At 32.6% G+C, this 17831-nt stretch carries 14 protein-coding genes; 10 read left to right on the top strand and 4 right to left on the bottom strand.

The genetic code is table 11. The annotated features are described in order from the left end of the window. Positions 1-341 precede the first annotated feature (341 nt). The 4 genes from ACFCYN_RS02690 to ACFCYN_RS02675 all read right to left on the bottom strand — a co-directional run bounded on the left by ACFCYN_RS02690 (position 342) and on the right by ACFCYN_RS02675 (position 6156). The gene (locus ACFCYN_RS02690; protein WP_375947361.1) at positions 342-2018 is read right to left on the bottom strand and encodes a M4 family metallopeptidase; all 1677 of its coding nucleotides are present in this window, start codon (positions 2016-2018) and stop codon (positions 342-344) included. A 502-nt stretch (positions 2019-2520) separates the two neighbouring features. Further along, positions 2521-3645 carry a Ger(x)C family spore germination protein gene (locus tag ACFCYN_RS02685; protein ID WP_375947359.1) on the bottom strand — a complete coding sequence of 375 codons (1125 nt, stop codon included), beginning with the start codon at positions 3643-3645 and terminating at the stop codon, positions 2521-2523. Then, positions 3642-4724 carry a GerAB/ArcD/ProY family transporter gene (locus ACFCYN_RS02680; RefSeq protein ID WP_172447493.1) on the bottom strand — a complete coding sequence of 361 codons (1083 nt, stop codon included), beginning with the start codon at positions 4722-4724 and terminating at the stop codon, positions 3642-3644. Before ACFCYN_RS02680 ends, ACFCYN_RS02685 begins: the two co-directional genes overlap by 4 nt. Before the next feature lies 1 nt (position 4725). Next, positions 4726-6156, bottom strand: coding sequence for a spore germination protein (locus ACFCYN_RS02675; protein ID WP_375947357.1), 1431 nt, complete (start codon positions 6154-6156; stop codon positions 4726-4728). A gap of 413 nt (positions 6157-6569) precedes the next feature. Here ACFCYN_RS02675 and ACFCYN_RS02670 point away from each other — a divergent pair, with 413 nt between their 5' ends. The 10 genes from ACFCYN_RS02670 to ACFCYN_RS02625 all read left to right on the top strand — a co-directional run bounded on the left by ACFCYN_RS02670 (position 6570) and on the right by ACFCYN_RS02625 (position 17680). Further along, on the top strand, positions 6570-6782 hold the full coding sequence (locus ACFCYN_RS02670) for a hypothetical protein (protein WP_172447495.1): 213 nt from the start codon (positions 6570-6572) through the stop codon (positions 6780-6782). 561 nt (positions 6783-7343) lie between these two features. Then, a complete protein-coding gene (locus ACFCYN_RS02665; RefSeq protein ID WP_375947355.1) occupies positions 7344-7526 on the top strand; it encodes a hypothetical protein in 183 nt (60 codons plus the stop codon). A 407-nt stretch (positions 7527-7933) separates the two neighbouring features. After that, positions 7934-12055, top strand: coding sequence for a S8 family serine peptidase (locus ACFCYN_RS02660; protein WP_375947353.1), 4122 nt, complete (start codon positions 7934-7936; stop codon positions 12053-12055). Between the two features lie 203 nt (positions 12056-12258). Beyond that, the gene (locus ACFCYN_RS02655; protein WP_098120371.1) at positions 12259-12486 is read left to right on the top strand and encodes a hypothetical protein; all 228 of its coding nucleotides are present in this window, start codon (positions 12259-12261) and stop codon (positions 12484-12486) included. Between the two features lie 105 nt (positions 12487-12591). Beyond that, positions 12592-13098 carry a protease inhibitor I9 family protein gene (locus ACFCYN_RS02650; RefSeq protein WP_375947351.1) on the top strand — a complete coding sequence of 169 codons (507 nt, stop codon included), beginning with the start codon at positions 12592-12594 and terminating at the stop codon, positions 13096-13098. A gap of 17 nt (positions 13099-13115) precedes the next feature. After that, positions 13116-14111: an aldo/keto reductase gene (locus ACFCYN_RS02645; protein WP_375947517.1), complete on the top strand. Its 996-nt coding sequence runs from the start codon at positions 13116-13118 to the stop codon at positions 14109-14111. Positions 14112-14366: 255 nt separating this feature from the next. Further along, positions 14367-15836, top strand: coding sequence for a response regulator transcription factor (locus ACFCYN_RS02640; protein WP_375947349.1), 1470 nt, complete (start codon positions 14367-14369; stop codon positions 15834-15836). A 120-nt stretch (positions 15837-15956) separates the two neighbouring features. After that, positions 15957-16373: a tetratricopeptide repeat protein gene (locus ACFCYN_RS02635; RefSeq protein ID WP_375947347.1), complete on the top strand. Its 417-nt coding sequence runs from the start codon at positions 15957-15959 to the stop codon at positions 16371-16373. Between the two features lie 86 nt (positions 16374-16459). After that, entirely contained in the window at positions 16460-16987 is a 528-nt protein-coding gene (locus ACFCYN_RS02630; protein ID WP_216854025.1) for a DinB family protein, read from the top strand. Positions 16988-17185: 198 nt separating this feature from the next. Then, positions 17186-17680 carry a GNAT family N-acetyltransferase gene (locus tag ACFCYN_RS02625; protein WP_172447501.1) on the top strand — a complete coding sequence of 165 codons (495 nt, stop codon included), beginning with the start codon at positions 17186-17188 and terminating at the stop codon, positions 17678-17680. Positions 17681-17831 lie beyond the last annotated feature (151 nt).

Raw genomic sequence — 17831 nt, 5'->3', positions numbered from 1 at the left:
TGTTCCATTTAACAATATATCAACGAATTCAGGTGGTTTATCAACGAAATGTAGCAATATATCAACGAGAATGAATGATATATCAACCGAGTTCACAGCTTTATCAATATTGTTCACATTGAGTTCGTGTTTTAAGTATTATGTAGGTTATATTTCAGTACAATGAAGCCCTCATTAGCCGTTTATGCACGAAAACCACTAATTTATGAAGAAAGTTAACATCTTTATGCACAAAGTTCACTTGATGTTCGTATTTCTTGCTTCTCACCATCACTCGCAAATTTATCATAAAAAAAAGAGCCTCAAATATATTGAGGCACTCTTTTTATTTAACAGAGAAATTATTTTACGCCAACCGCATCAAATGCTTTATTTACTGTTGTTACTTCAGCAGAGCTTGCACCGTAAAGGTCAGCTGCAGATTGTACAGCTGCTGCACGAGCTTGGCTAAACGTTGCAGAAGAAGTTAAGTAAACTGTATTTGCACGATAGAAAATTTTAGCTAGTTTATCAATACCGATGCCTGAAACAGATACACCATAATGAGTTCCACCTGCTGAAATTAAGTAAGCTGCTTTATTGATGATACCGCTATTTGTATGAACGCCACCGTTATCAGCAGTTCCTACATAACGTTTTGAATAGTTATCTGGATCACCATATTTAGTTGGGTCACTCATAGAACGAAGTGAATCGCCTGCAATTTTTGGAGTATAAATATCTTCACCAATCTCGTAATCTGGATTGTTATTATTATAGAACTCAATTACAGTTCCAAAAATATCTGAAATAGCTTCATTTAATGCACCAGATTCATTTTGATAGATTAGGTTTGAACTTCTTTCCGTAACTGCGTGAGTTAATTCATGCGCTACTACATCAAGTCCGCCTGAAAGATAAGTGAATGTTGTTCCATCACCATCACCATACACCATTTGGGAACCGTTCCAGAACGCATTGTTATAACTACGGCTATAATGGACACTTGATTTTAAAGCAGCACCATTACCATCATAAGAATTACGTCCAAAAACAGTTTTATAATAGTCGTATGTTTTTCCAGCATAATAATGAGCATCAACTGCTGCAGCTTCAGTTGTACTATTTAGTAGTGTGTCAGTGCTTGTCCAAAGCGTACCAGGTAGAGTTGTACGAGAATTTGCATTATATGTGAAAATACCATTGCCTCTTGTATTATCTTGTAAATAATAAGTTGAACCAGATTGAGTCATATTTAGTGTTTTTGTATCACCAAGAACACCTTTTCCTGTTGCAGTGACATTTGTACCAGTAATTGATGGTTTAGCAACTGATGCTCCAACAGTTTTACTAGCAGCATGGATGCTATCCATTGTATCAATACTATTATAGCTATTTAAGATTTTGCCTGTTGATGCATCAATGAAATAATTATAGTTACCAGGTTTAGGAGATAGGAAGTTTAAGTTTACATGATATGCATACGTAGCATCATTACCATTTGTATAAACTACTAGATCAGCTGTAGGGTCTTTTTCATATATAGGAGTGTATCCGAGGTCTGCGACTGCGATTTTGATTGATTTAAATGCGTTAACTTTTTTAGCTAATTTTAGTCCTTTTTTAGTATCTAGGTTTGGAATAACTGTACCAGAGAAAACGTTTAGAGATCCATTGTCTCCAACTACTGCAGTTTGAGTAGAACCCCATACAGGAACACCATTGTAAACTTGTTGTAGTCGAAGATTAGTACCATACGAATCTTTTTTAGTTGATTGAACGATAAATGATTTTTCAGATGACTTAGATCCAAGCTTGAATTTATCTTTGTTAGCATTGACATAGTTGTGGACAACGCTTAAAGGGCTCTTAACTGATGGCTTAGTCAACTGACCTGAAACAAACTCAGGTGATCCTACTGATTTGTTGTACTTGTATTTCGATAATACATTTTTTGGTGCAGCGTATGTATTAGTCACCGATAAACTACTTGCTGCCAAACCTACAGATAATCCAACCGCTAAAACTTTCTTGTTCACTAAAATTCCTCCCTTGGTTAACATATGTGGTATTGAGGAATTCATCGTAACATCTACTAAACTAGTTTTACAAACGACAAAAATCTACAACTCTTGCATTTTGTGAGAAAAAAATAAGCTGATTTATCGAGGGGAAAATATCCAATTAGATTTTAAAATAGTAAAAATGTACCATTTTTAGTTAAAAAACGGTAAAAAATAATCGAATTTTATTAAGAATATTTATATTTTTAGTTAATATTAACCCAGCTTACCATCGCATACGTACAGAAAAGGTAACGAATTTATTTTATTGATATAGTTATTTTTGAACGTTTTAATTTGGAGTACGAAAAAAGCATTAGCAGATCTTAACTTTTATAAGTCTTCGATGCAAAATTTATGATCTACATAGTGAAGAACTATTGGCTTAAAACAGCTTGTTAAAGTGAAAAAAGGCAGGAGAACTTGAACCTGCCTTTTAAATCTTTTCCTTCAGCCTTCAATTGAGCTCATAACCCTGCTACATAGTTAATCCTTTATCGACAATTATTATTTTTGCTTTCACATGTATTTTTGAGTTTTTAAAATCTTTGGGCCAGTTGGATTTTACTTTTTTCCAATGTTCATGTTGGTAAGAACTCGCTAAAATTCCTAAGCCTAAAGGATCGACTTCATTTGCTTGAAATTTATGGACTAAGCCATTTAAATCTTTCTCTAAAGTTGATTCGATTTCTTTTCTTAATCGGCCGACTGTTTTGTTATTTAATTTAATTGGCGATTGTGAAACCGTTACGGGTATTTTGTAAGAAATCTCAAAATCGAATTGGTTATGATTGAAATTACAGTCTACTTTTCTTTTAATTTTTCGTATAGAATAGCTAGCTCTCTGAATGTTAAACAATTGATTTTTATCCCTTACTTCCTTAATAGAAGCCATAATGCCTAATTGACCTTTTAATTTTCCTTGAAGCAAGCTAAATAACTGTGTTTCTTCAATGGATAGTGTTTGTTTAACGAAAAAATTTTTGTCTAATAAGACAATTCCGCTAACTTCAAGTTCTTCATCTTTAATCGACATTTTAGGTAAATAGGGTGTTATTCCTTTTTCATATGACATCTGATGAAACATTCTAAGCGAAGTACGAAGTGTTACATTTCGAAAATCAGCTGTTTCAATTAGTTGCGGAATAAAAATTGATAATCTTGGTTTATCTTCTTCTTTTAATTTGAGTAGCTCAGAAACATTGCCATCAAAAAAAACAAGGTCTGCATTTTGTCTTAGTTTCGGTTCTCGATATAAAAAATCTAAGATAGACGTCCAATTCTTTTGTTCGGTTAATTTAGTTCCGACTAATAAAGCTTGCAACTTGCCTGCAGTTGTAACACCATTTACTTTCGAATCAAATAAAGTGCGGGCTTCTCGAATGCTTGAAGCATCAACCATAATTTGTTCATTTTTTTCTTTTGCTTCTTCACTAAAAACGGGACTAGACATAAAAATTTGGAGTTTTTTTTGTTGTGGATTATTTGTGTCAATTCCAAATATTAATCCCATTGTAATATCTTCAATATTTATTGTTTCTTTACAGCCTGTTAAAAGAATTAAAATAAAAACACTAATCGTAGCGATTTTTAAACTTTTCATCTAATCACCTTATTCCAAAATGAGCGAATCCAAATGAAAACTAGCATAACTAATATGAGAATTACGCCATATATAGATAAAAATTGTATATCTTGATCATTTTGCTTAAATGTTGGAATGAAAAAATTAGTTAAACATAGAAATACACAGGATAATCCGATAAACAAATAATCGACTCGTTTATGTTGAGACATTTCTGCTAAATTTGTTACACCAATCCATAAGTACATAATCCATGTTTTAGAAATGACTATTAGAAACAATGAAAAAAGAATGAAATCTAATCTTTCAACATATTGGAATTCGATCACACTTAAAATATCTAAAACTGGTTCAAAAATTACGCTGATTTCATCTGGGCTATAAATTACAAAACAAATAATTGAAACGTACACGTAAACAAATGTAGTAAGACTATTCGCGACTAAAACACCTTTTAAAGCCTTTTCTTTTTGATCTAAATATGGATAAATAATAAAGATTATTTCAATCCCTAAAAAGGAACTAATCGTTGCAGGAATGGCTTTAAAAATCGGTAACCATCCATCCTTTATTAAAGGTAAAATAAAATGAATATTACTTTGTTTTAATGTGAAGAGAAGCATAATTAAAAAAAAGATAATGATTGGAAAAATAATTTCAATATACTTTCCAAGTATTTGGATACCACCTGTCACGAACTGATATGTCGGAATTAAAAACAATACTAACAAAATAAAGAGTGAAGCATCAGGGAGAATGTATGATTGAATAAATAAAATGGAACGTAATAAAATGACGAACCCAATTCCAAGACAGTAAACAGTAAAGAAAAGAGAAAATAATGTCCCAATTACCTTGCCAAAGCAATGTGTAAAATACATATTAAATGAACAAGAAGGGTCTTTTTCTCTTAGTTTCACCATTGCAACACTAATAAGAAAAGAGATTAATCCCCCAAACAAAAGGGAAATCCAACCACTCGTTCCAGCTTTATTTTCTAATATTCTTGGCAAAGAAATGACACCAATCCCAACTTGTACACCGAATATTAATAATACAAATTGAACATATGTAATTTTAGGTGAAATATGTCTCATATCATTTCCTCTTTTTTTGATTCGTTAGTTGATGATTCCAAAGAACGGATAGAGCACTATTTTGATATTTTTGTTTTAATTTTTTTAAGCTAAAAGGAGAAAATGGCTGACTATAAGATTCATTATAGCTAGATAATTTCAAACCATGGGCAATTATAATCATAGTACTTGCAATGATTCCTATAATCCCGAATATAGAAGCCATAATCATAATAGGAAAACGTAATATGCGTAAACTTGAAGCCATGTCATAATTTGGAATAATAAAAGAAGAAATGGCAGTTAGAGCTACGACAATTACCATGATGTTGCTTACGATACCAGCTGACACAGCAGCTTGACCAATAACAATTCCACCTACAACTCCTACAGTTGTACTGATTGGGGTTGGAAGTCGTATTGCTGCTTCCCTCAACATTTCAAGTGTTAGTTCCATAATAATTGCTTCAACAAGTGGATCGAAGGGAACTTTTGCACGTGATTCTCCGATTGATAAAATTAATTTTAATGGGACAACATCATAATTAAACGAGACAACTGAAATATATATCCCTGGTAAATACAGAGTAATAAATAGAGCGATTGTACGCAAAGATATATTAAAATATGCAATGACAGGTCTTGTTGATGAGTCATCAATACTTTTAAAAAAAGAAATAAAAGATCCTGGTAAGATAATGACTTCTGATGAACGATCTAATAAAATAACAACTTTTCCTTTTTCAATAGACTGTGATGCAATATCAGCCCGTTCAGTTGTGATAATTTGTGGAAAGAGAGAAAAAGGATATTTTTCTAAAATTAAAGCTAATTGATTGGCGTTGAGTAAAGAGTCAACCGTTATAGCATTAAGCTTTGATTCGATCTCTTCAACTGTTTCAGGTTTAGCGACACCATCTAAGTAAGCTACCGTTACATTTGTTTTAATTTCTTTTCCAATTTTAACTTCTTTAAAAAGTAAATCTTTCGTTTCAAGATAACGACGAAGTAACGACAAATTAGCTTGTGTTGACTCGACAAATGCAATTTTTGAACCTTTGATAGAATTATCAATACTAGGTGGAGAATAAGAACGTTTAGGAAATTCTTCAACAGAATATAGAAATGCATTAGGTTCTCCATCAATAAGACACACACATTTCCCATCTAGTATCGACTTTTCTATATCCTCGACTTTTTTAGCTATAATTGTATGACTATACAGAAATTGAAATAATCCATCTTTATATTCGAGAATGTTCGTTGTAAACTGCTCTATTTTATCTTCATTTACTAAGCTATTAAAATAAACAATGACACCTTTTTTCTCTCCAAATAAAACATTTTTATTCACTAAATCCGAGCTGGGGAACAAAGTTTGAAATAATTCGATATTTGAATCTAGGTCACCTTCAGGATGAATAGTGAACGAATGTTTCATTGTTTTTTTCAATGTTCCTCACCTCTTTTTTTGTTGAATCTGTTTCTAGATATAATGTGCTCTATACATAGGATAACTATTCTAATTGTGTAAATTAATGGTAACGAATAATATTTAAAAAAGGTTTTAAAACATCAATCGAGTACACTTCCTCTTAATAATGCTGTACCACTACTTAGTTTCATGAAGTGTTTATAAACATCAGGGTAGAATTTAGTCGAAGGCCCTTTAAATTGTTTGTAAATATTGAAATAGAGCGTTGATTTTAACCTAATTCAAATAATTCTAAATAGTAGTCTTAATAATTAATGTTGTAAAGATAGCTAAATGAATTACTTTCATAACAAATATTTAATGTTTATGTTCGTATTTCAAATAGATCTTTTCGAGCAATTTACTGTGACTATGAGGAAGGAATGGTTTTAATGGGGAAGCGTATGAAAATCGGAAAAGGGTTGGCCAAATTTGATTTATCATCAAGTTTTGTAATTGGTTCTCTTGGACAAGGAGTAACTGTTTCAAAAGCTGTAAGTGTTTCGAAAACGGAAGATTTGCTTGCTAAATTGTCACCTGAACATGACAGGCACTTACCCAAATTAAAATTAGTGATTCAACAGGACCTCAAATATCAGACGTGAGCCAGCCATAGCGAAGAATATGAATGTTTTTACACATATCAACGAGATATGATGATATATCAACGAGATATGATGATATATCAACGAGTATCACCAATATATAAATGAAGTTTACTACTCTATCAAGATAGTTCATGTAGTGTTCGTATTTTCCAATAACGAATCAGCTATTTTTAATTACATAAAAGCTAACCCGGTTTGTTTATGAACGAAGCTCTATCATTTATGAACAAAAATCAATGTTTTATGAACGAAACTCTATCATTTATGAACAAAAATCAATGTTTTATGAACGAAACTCTATCCTTTATGAACAAAAATCAATGTTTTATGAACGAAACTCTATCCTTTATGAACAAAAATCAATGTTTTATGAGCAAAACTCTATCCTTTATGCACGAAAATCAGTAGTTTATGAACAAAGTTCACAGTTTTATGAATATAGTACATATTTTGTTCGCATTTCATATTAAATACCTCTTCTATAATGTGATTCATAAGTATAAAATCGCCCAACAATTACCAAAATAAATAGAAAAAACAAATCAAAGGGTGATTAATTTGAGTATCGAATTCCAAGTTGGAAAAGATTATGAAAATGGTTCAATAAAAGATGTATTACACGATCTAGGTTTCCAAGAGGAAGGTAGAGAATTTAGTAAGGACGGAAAAAGATATAGATATGAAGGCTGCGATAAGTATCAAAGCTATGTGTTTTCTGTGACAATGAATCAATTGAATTAAGCTATCTAGTAAAAGCCCCTTCCATTTTTGGAGGGGGTTCTCTTACCTTATTAAGCCAAAGTCCCGTACTTTGTTAATTAAGAGGAAAACATCAATCATTAAGCCATCTACACTGTTATTCAATCGAAGTTCTAAATTTGAACGCAAATTTAATAATTTCAATTAATTTACATTTCAACAAATTGAAAAGCCCCTTCTAAATTCTGAAGGGATTTTAATCTTGTGTTTCCAAAGTTGCGCAAATTCCTCCTAATCTTTCTGTCAAAATCAGTCGAAAAAAGTCTATTGTCCTCAAATACTTAGATTTAGTCATGATAAAATAACCCGGTTGACCGTAATGTGAATTTTCTGAATAATTAACCAGGTAGGTTGTTTTTGTCTGCGAATAAAAAGTATGGGGGAAGAAGATGAAAATAAGTTTAAACAAAAAAAGTTTTCTAAAGAGGATAACAGTCGTTGCATTATCATCGAGTGTTATTTTGACATCATTTGGCAATGTAGGTCACGCCACAAAAGCTGTCAGTTACTCGAAAGTAGAAGACATGCTTGCAAAATTAACACCGGAACAAAGATTAGCATTAAATGAGTTAAAAACAAATGAGTCAATAGGTCTGCAAATTTCATCAAATGTAGATTTAAATTCGAATGAACAAACAAATGTAATAGTCGAGTTTGCTAATGAACCTGCGAAGATTGCACAAATTGAAGCAAGTATTGAAGGAAAACAGCTTTCTGAAACTGAAGCTTCTAAACTAGTAGATGAGAATCATGAGGATTTCCAGGCAGATGTAAGTAAGGTTCTAGTTGGTGAAAAAAGATCAAAAGTAAACTTTAAAATTAATCGTTCATATAAATATGTGTTTAATGGCGTGGCGATGAGTTTACCAGCGAATCAAATTAAGAACCTATTAAAATCAAAAGCTGTTAAAACGATTTGGAACAACGAAAAGTTTTCGATTGATCCACCTAAACAAACAGAAAATAATGACCAATTAAAAGCTGATGAGTTTAATATTGCTAATTATTCACCGTATGACGACTTAGACCGTTTACACGCTGAAGGCTATACTGGAAAAGGAATCAAAGTAGGTATTCTTGATACAGGGATTGATTATAACCATCCAGATTTAAAGGATGCGTATAAAGGTGGATATGATTTTGTAGACAATGATAATGATCCGATGGAGACAACATATGCAGATTGGAAAAAATCGGGGAACCAAGAAATTGTTAACTCAAGTACATATTATACAGAACACGGGACGCATGTTGCGGGAATCATCGGCGGTCGAGGAGTGGCTGATAGTGAATATAAAACGGTAGGTGCAGCTCCGGAAGCAGATATCTATTCTTATAGAGTACTAGGACCGTATGGTAGTGGGACGACTGCTAATATTATTGCTGCATTAGACAAAGCTGTAGCGGATGGTATGGATGTCATTAATATGTCTTTAGGTGCATCTTTGAATGATCCTCTTTATGCTACATCAGTGGCAGTTAACAATGCAGTATTAAGTGGCGTAACGACTGTAGTAGCTGCAGGGAATAGTGGAGATCAAATGTATACTTTAGGTTCTCCAGGTGCTGCTGCTTTAGCATTAACTGTTGGTGCTTCATCAACGGCCCTTAATATGTATCAATTTACTGGATTACAAAATGGCAAAAATTATGATGTAAGAGAAATGGCAAGAAATTATACGGATAACTTACCATCATTAAAAGGCAAGACATATAAATTAGTTGATGTTGGGCTTGGTAAAGCAGCAGATTATAACGGAAAAGATGTAAATGGCAAAATTGCGTTTATTTCTCGTGGAGACACTGTATTCGTAGATAAAATTAAGTTGGCAAAAAGTAAAGGCGCACGTGGAGTTATTATTTATAACAATGAAGTAAATAAATCAGAAGGACTTATTCAAGGATATTTGGGTGAGTCGATTAACTCAATTCCTAGTTTCTCAGTTTCATATGAGGACGGTTTGGCAATCTTAGCAGCAATGAAAGCGGGAGATACTGATTTTACATTTGGTGATTTTACAAAAATAAAGACGCCAGATGATGAATTAGCAGTATTTAGTTCAAGAGGTCCTTCAAGAGTAAATTATGATATTAAACCAGAGATTACTGGGCCAGGAGTTGCAGTCCTTTCAACCGTTCCATTTTATATCAATAATAAAACAGGAGATGGAACAAAACCGGAGGACTACAAAATAGCATATGAACGTTTATCTGGTACATCTATGGCGACTCCATATGTTGCAGGAGTTTCTGCGTTATTACTGCAATCTAATAAAGATTTACAACCAGCAGATATAAAATCAATCTTAATGAATACGGCAGATCCATTATCAAAAGATTACAGTGTTTATGAGATTGGTAGCGGAAGAGTAGATGCTTATGAAGCAATTCACTCAAATATTGAACTTAGTGTTGTAGATAAAACGCCAACATTAATTAACGGAAAAGAAAAATCAATTAGTGAGTTAACGGGTGCAATGAGTTTCGGTTCAATTAGCTTTAATGAGAAGGATCAAACTTCTGCGCGTAATATTATATTGAAAAATAGAAGTGAAAAATCGAAAACATTTAGCATTGAGGCCAAATTTAACACTGGACTTAGAGATTCAAAAGATGCATCAAAAAATAATGTGACGATCTCAGGGCCAACTTCAGTCAAAATAAATGGCATTAGCTCAAAATCAATAAAATTGAATTTAAGCATCCCAAAAACTGCAGAAAAAGGAATTTACGAAGGCTATATCGTTTTTACAAATAAAGCTGATCCAACTGAACAATACCAAATTCCATTTGGCGTTCATTATGTAGAAGAAGGCTTTAATTCAATGGCGACTTACAACAAGATGATGACTTCTGACTATAATATTTATTATCCTTTATTAAATTCAGCAACTGGTGTTGTTTTTAATGCAAGATCAAGTATGGAAACAATTGATTTTGTTTTACTCGACGGTGAAACAGATAAAGAGATTGGCTATTTAGGAGCATTAAATACAGCTCAGTACAATGAAAACACAGATTATTATATTGATGGAGCATTTACTGGATATTATTTACCGTTCACCGGAAACCCAAAGCAACCTATTTCATCTACAAAAGTAAAAATACCGTATGGCCCAGGACATTATAAAGTAAAAATAATTGGTGCAAATCGAGAAGGTAAAACATTTACGATGGAAGACCATTCTATGATTGATATTACAGGTCCTAAATTTACAACAGATCTAGAAGAAGGTGTTATTGAGTACAAGCCTGGTACGACATCTTATCAAATGAATGGTAGAGTATTTGATAAAACACAGGATGACTATAGAAAGCAAGGCATTTCGATTGATCAATCTGGTAATTTTGTATTGGAAAAAAATAATAGTTCAATTTTTACAAATGCGTTTTATGTTGATGCGGACGGTAACTTCTCTTACAATATTCCAATTACTGCAAAAAGTTTCAATGTTGAACTTGGTGGATATAATTCAGCGGCGAACGGTGACCGATATAAATACTATACATTTATTCAAGAAGGTACTCCAATTGTATATGGAAGTGTTGATCAAAAAATGGTCAATCAAGGTGAAAATGTTAAATTAACTTTAACAGCTAGTAATCTAACAGATGCGAAAAAACTAGCGACTAGCTTTGGGTTTACTAGTAGTCAACTACAGATTGTAGATGTAAAACTGAATCCGGCAATCGAAAAATTTGGATCTGCTAAGCTTACAACCACTACAGTGCCATCAGGTTCTTATACTAATTTGAATGTAAATGTAGATATGATTGACGGAAAAGTTACAGGTAATGTACCGTTTGCAGAAGTAACATTAAATGTAAAAAATGATTCATATAATATATTATCAACTTTCAGAACACCTACAGCATCATACGTAAATGATATGAGCCAAACGATTTCGATGTTTTCAGCGGTTACGCCAATTTGGAGCAAACCGACCACTTCGAAAATTACTGGAGGTATTGGAATTCCGGAATCATTGAAAAGAGAAGGTAGGGCAACTTGGAGAGTAGATCCTTCAAAAATTGGTGCAGTTCTTTCTGTAAAAGACCAAGGTGGCAATACTTATCCAGGGGTAATTTCTTCATCTGGCTCACCAACGGTTGAAAAACTACCCGTTAACATTGAAGAGATGAAAGCTTCACTTGATCTACCTGGTCATTTTACAATGTATGTACCATTCCATGTGGGCTTTATAAATGATGAAGGTACGAAATCAGCACACTGGAATCCAGAGATAAATTTTAATACTCCAATCGCAGGAGACGTAAACAAAGATAATGTAATCGATATAATGGATGCAATATACATCGAAACATATTGGGGTACGAATAAACGAAGCGCAGACATTAATTTTGATAATATCGTTGATGCAAAAGATTTTGCTTTCTTTGAAAAAAATTACTTAATGCAAAATCCAACGGTTGAGGATGCGCCAAAACCAGTTAAAAAATATAAAGGTAAAACAATTGACGATATTAAGGTAGAGTTAGGGATTAATTAAATTATTATATGAGCCAAACCCTTCTAGCAGGTAGTAACAGTAGTCTGCTAGAGGGTTTTTTATATTTATAAAACATTAAAGCGAATAAAAAGTAGACATGCTAAATAGAATGAATTAAAGAACTAGTCCTAAGAAGGTTTTTAATAGTAGGACTAGTTCTTTTTACTAAAAATCGTTGTTCTATACAAGTAGGAGGAGCAATTATGAACTTTACAGATTATTTGATAAATGTAAAAAAACTAAATGAAGTAAAAGCGAGTCAATATAATCATAGACTTTCAACTTTAAAAAAATATAGAATTTATAACAATGAAAAAGTTTTAAGTATTCACATGTTAAAAAGAATTAAGAGTCTTTCAAAGGATACGACTAAACATTATTTAAGAACAATTAATTATCATATTGAATTTTTAAACGACTCATACAGATGATTTATTCTAACTATAGAAAAATGTTTGAAAAGACACTCTAAAGGATAAAATCCTGATAGATTGTCTTTTTTTATTAAACTGTTTTAGAAGGGGATGAGAGTAATTATGAAGAAGTTTTATAGAGGAAGTGTTTTATTTATTACGATGCTTTTTATTATGAGCGGATGTAACGGAAATACAATAAATACTACAAAAAATAAAGATGAGACAAAGGTGGAGAATGAAACAATGAACCCTTCTTTTTATGTTGATCCATCAATTGATTTTTCAACGAACCAAATGACTTCAATTATTATTGAATTTAAAACAAAACCTGCTGTGGTAGCTGTTAAAGAAGCAGAGGCAGCTGGAAAGCAACTTACTTTAGAAGAAGCGACTAAGCAAGTTGAAGATAGTCATGCAAAATTTCAAGAAGAATTAAAAACGCTTCTAGAGGATCAACATGTACCGTATACGGTTAGGCATGTTTATAAGACTGCTCTGAATGGAGTGTCTATGGAATTACCGGGAAAAGATATTAAGCGATTATCTCAATCAACTGTAATTGCAAGAATTTATCCAAATAAAAAAGTGCATATTATGCCTCCAGTTACACCTTTTAATCAGAAGTAAATCAAAAAAGGGAGAGGATTTTTATAAAAGAGAGGATAGTTGGACAAAATGGTCCTTTAGTTTCTGAGATTGGTCTCGGCTGTATGGGAATGTCATGGCTTTACGGGAAAACTGATCGTAATGAGAGTATAGCGACAATTCAAGAAGCACTAGATAGTGGAATAACACTTCTTGATACAGGAGATTTTTACGGTAATGGTCATAATGAAGTATTAATTAGTGAAGCTCTTCGAGGGTTTCGTAGAGTAAATATGTTTATATCGGTAAAGTTTGATAGTAAACATCGCTCACCTGGTGACAAATTTGGAGTAGAAGATAACAGACCTGAAGCAATTAAAGATTTTCTTAAATATACTTTGCAAAGGCTCGGTACAGACTATATAGATTTATATCAACCAGCAAGGATCGATCCATCTATCCCAATTGAAGAAACGATTGGAGCAATTAGTGATTTAGTAAAAGAAGGCTATGTACGCCATATAGGGCTATCTGAAGTAGGAGCTAAAACAATACGCCGTGCACACGCGATTCATCCACTAAGCTGGGTACAGTCCGAATACTCGTTATTTAATCGGGAAATCGAGTTAGAAATTTTACCTACTCTACGAGAATTGGGAATAACCCTATCAGCTTATGGAGTACTCTCAAGAGGATTATTAAGTGGAGCATGGACAAAAGATCGTATATTCAGTTCAAATGATAAGAGAATGAAAGCTCCTAGATTCACAAACGAAAATCTAGAAAAGAACTTAATGCTTGTTGAAGCCTTACGAGAAATCGCACTTGAGAAACACATACCAGTTTCCCATCTTGCAATAGGGTGGGTCCTTTCCAAACATGAAAACGTTATTCCATTAGTTGGTGCTAGAAAAAGAACGCAGCTCCGAGAAATGTTAGGCGTGACTAATCTAGACTTAAGTCCAGAAGATTTAGTACGCATTGAAAAAGCTGTACCACAGCAGAGTGTTGCTGGGGAGTATTATGCTGTCCCTCGTAAAAAATGGTTTTTATAAATTCTTTTAGACTATACCTTGTGTGTAGTCTTTTTTTATAGGCTCGATTTTTTATTCAACTAATGCAGGGTTCATGACTAAGTAAACGAGCACAAAATCAGAAAAAAGTTCTCCATACGGCTTTCATGTTTCAAATTTTTTAACTTCTTAGACTAAAAAGTTAAAAAATTTGGATGATGAATTGTTTTTATTCTACAAAAACAAAATAAATTTGCTATTATTGTAGAAAAAGTAAGAAGTGAAGGTGAAACTCAGATGGAGATTCATTTAGTTGCAAAAGATGAGTTAGAAGCTTCGGGGATTCGGTGGGTCGTGGAATCGCACTTTACTGGTATTAACCTTGTTTTATGGAAAACAATGGTGGAATTTGAAAATGCAATTCAAAAGCAACAGCCAGACCTTGTTATATTTGATATGGACAATTGGAAAAATGAGAGTGAAAGATTTGGTGATTTAATTCAAAAGTTTTCAATTCGTTGGTTAGGTATTTCATCTGAGAGAATCTTCCAAACGGCGTATCTTGCATTACAATATCGAGCGGAGGATGTATTATTTCGACCATTTTCTCCTACCGATTTAATTAAGCATATTCAGCAGCTACGTTATCAAATTCGTAATAAAGAGCGATATTTTAATATAAAAAATAGTGAAGAAATCAATTCATTTAACATAGATTATCCTGATCTTTTTTTGAATGAACGTAAGTATGATGGTCCGATTACGATGGTTGCTTTTTTGACACCAAATTCAGGGACACTTCCGCTTGTGTATAAAGCATTAGAACGAAATCCTTTTACTGGGAAAAATCGTTTATTCGTATTATCTGATTTCATATTATGTGTTCACGAAGTAGATGAAGAAGTGTTATTGCAGGATGAATATAATGCATTTCTTACACAATGGAAAGAAATGATGGACGAGCCACTTTCAATCGTCATAAAAGTCGGTGCGCCAGAAGAAACATTAAAAGATATTTATGAACAAACACTTCAGCTTACACGGAGAATCTTCTTTGAAGGTTATGATATTATTTTGGCGGAAAACGAACCAATGCCATATCAAGAAAAGGATCCATTCTTAACACCTTTAGAGCAACGTCATTGGATTGAAATGCTCGAAAAAAGAGATGCAAAAGCAATTCGGGATTGGATGGAACGGGAATTTTTAACTTTTGAACAGCCTTATCCAGATCCAGAAATTGTTCGAATAAGATTAACAAGCGTACTTGCACAAATTAGAAGATATATGAAATCGAATAATCTTCAAAATGCATCATGGGAAGGGATCTATTATGATATTTTTCAAAAAATTGTGCATGGACCAATTATTTATCGAATTGTTCAAGAATTACTAGATTTTACTACAAATCTATTAGTGCATGGAAATGATTTTACCCAAGAGGGTCATCGTACATTAGTGGAGAAAACAAGGGAGCTAATTGAATCGAATTATTGGAATGCAAGTTGGAGTCTAACTGACTGCGCAGAAGCACTTCGAATCAATAAAAGTACTCTTAGCCGCCGATTCGCAGCTGAATCAAATCATTCATTCAGGGATACGCTTCACGAAGTACGAATTAGGGAAGCTAAACGATTATTAGATGAAACAGACCTGCCATTAGATGAAATTTCAAGATTAATTGGTTATTCTCATCAATCATATTTTAATGCGAAATTTAAACAGCTTGAAGGATGTACGCCTTTAGTTTATCGATCTGGTTTGTAGGATTAAAGCAAGTCTTTTATTAGATGAAGTAGGGAGAATACGCTTGATTGTTATGGTGTTTCTTTTAGAAAAACTGTAATCAATTACCATCAAACGATATTAAAAAATAAAGGAGAGCTTATGGAACTTAAAGAAGTAACTTATGAATATATAGTAGAACTTTCTGAGGAAGCCGATGCTTTATTTGAAGCAAAAGATATTGATGGTACCATTAAAAAATTGAAAGAGGCGTTAGAATTAATACCTGAGCCTAAATTTACATGGGAAGCTAGTACTAGGGTTCTAACATCAATCGGAGATGTTTATTTTTATTTAAACGATTATTCCCAAGCAAAGAATTATTTTTATGATGCATTTAATTGTCCTGGAGGCATGAACAATCCATATATACTATTGAGATTAGGACAGGTCTTATTTGAAACAAATGATGTAGAAAAAGCAAAAGAATGTTTATTGAGAGCATATTTGCTAAAGGCTGGGGAGATTTTTAAAGAGGAAGATCCAAAATACTTAAAACTAATACTTTCGTTGATTTAAGAAAAGAACAGCTATTGACTGTGAAATCAGATCTATGAGTAAATAGAAATAAATTGACTTGTCAAAAAACGAAAGGGGATGCAACAATGATCGAAATGAAAAATTTATTACTAGTCGGAGAACAAGATGGAGTAAAAGGAGATTTTAATACATTAATTTCAATGATGAATTATGTAAGGTATACGACTCTAGAAGCAATTAAATATATTACAGTTGAAGAACTAGATTATTTGCACTCTCCAACAGGTAATACAATTGGAATGCTATTAACTCATATGGCAGGGGTTGAGTATTGGTATCAACTTAATACATTTGAAAATCGTGATTTGAATTCAGAAGAAGAAGCAAAATGGTTACCTGGTTTAGATTTAGATGAAGGGGCTAGGGAAAGTATTAAAGGTAATGATGCTAACTATTATATAACTCTTTTAGATGAGATTCGAGAAGATACATATGCAAAATTTAATACACTTTCAGATGAATGGTTATATGAAAAATCAGAATTTGGAAGATCACAAGCTACTAACTACTTTAAATGGTTTCATGTATTTGAGGACGAAATCAATCATCGTGGCCAAATAAGAATGATTCGTAAATTATATAAGAATACTTAACAATAGCCTGTATCGACGGTTTGAAATGAATCGCTGATACAGGTTTTTAAATTAAGAAAGTACAAAATATTGAGGCGTAGATGACAAGTATAGTTAGAAACTTTACAAATTAAACAGTATAGTTAAATAAGAAAAAGGACATCTCGGTCTCTATATTGAAAACAGTAAGTGTAAAAATTTTAAAGGCGGTGTAAAGTGATGAATAGTAATCCTATTGTGAAAGAATACTCTAATGATTATCAAGCTCAAGTAGTAGATTTAATTCTTGCTATTCAACAACAAGAATACAATATTAAAATCACCAAAGATGACCAGCCTGATTTGTTTATAATCGAAGAGTTTTATCAGAATGGAAGCGGGAACTTTTGGATGGCTCTATATGGCGATAAAGTAATTGGTACTATTAGTCTTTTAGACATAGGGAATCAAGAGGTTGCGTTAAGAAAGATGTTTGTAGATAAAGAATTTAGAGGTGCAAAATATAAAACTGCCAGTCTCTTATTAAATAATGCTATTAAATGGGCCGAAGAAAAATCAATAAAAGCAATTTATCTTGGGACAACCCCTCAATTTTTAGCTGCTCATCGATTTTATGAAAAAAATGGATTTACCAGTATAGAACTCACAGATTTACCCGAGAATTTTCCAATTATGAAGGTTGATAAAAAATTCTACAAGTATTTGGTTAAATAGATATAAATGGAAACTGAAAATTTTAGACCGAATCGCTCATATTAACAATTAATTTTGTAATTGCTTTGTTCCTAAAGGTTGTCTAATGAGGCAGCCTCTTTTTTAGTTTAAAAATCAAATAGAGCCAATTAATTAATCAATTTTGAGATAT

It is taken from the genome of Gottfriedia sp. NPDC056225 (genome assembly GCF_042267765.1).
Taxonomy (GTDB): Bacteria; Bacillota; Bacilli; order Bacillales; family Bacillaceae_G; genus Gottfriedia.
The sequence above is the reverse complement of the archived record's forward strand: the minus strand, read 5'-3'. Positions and strand labels throughout refer to the sequence as shown.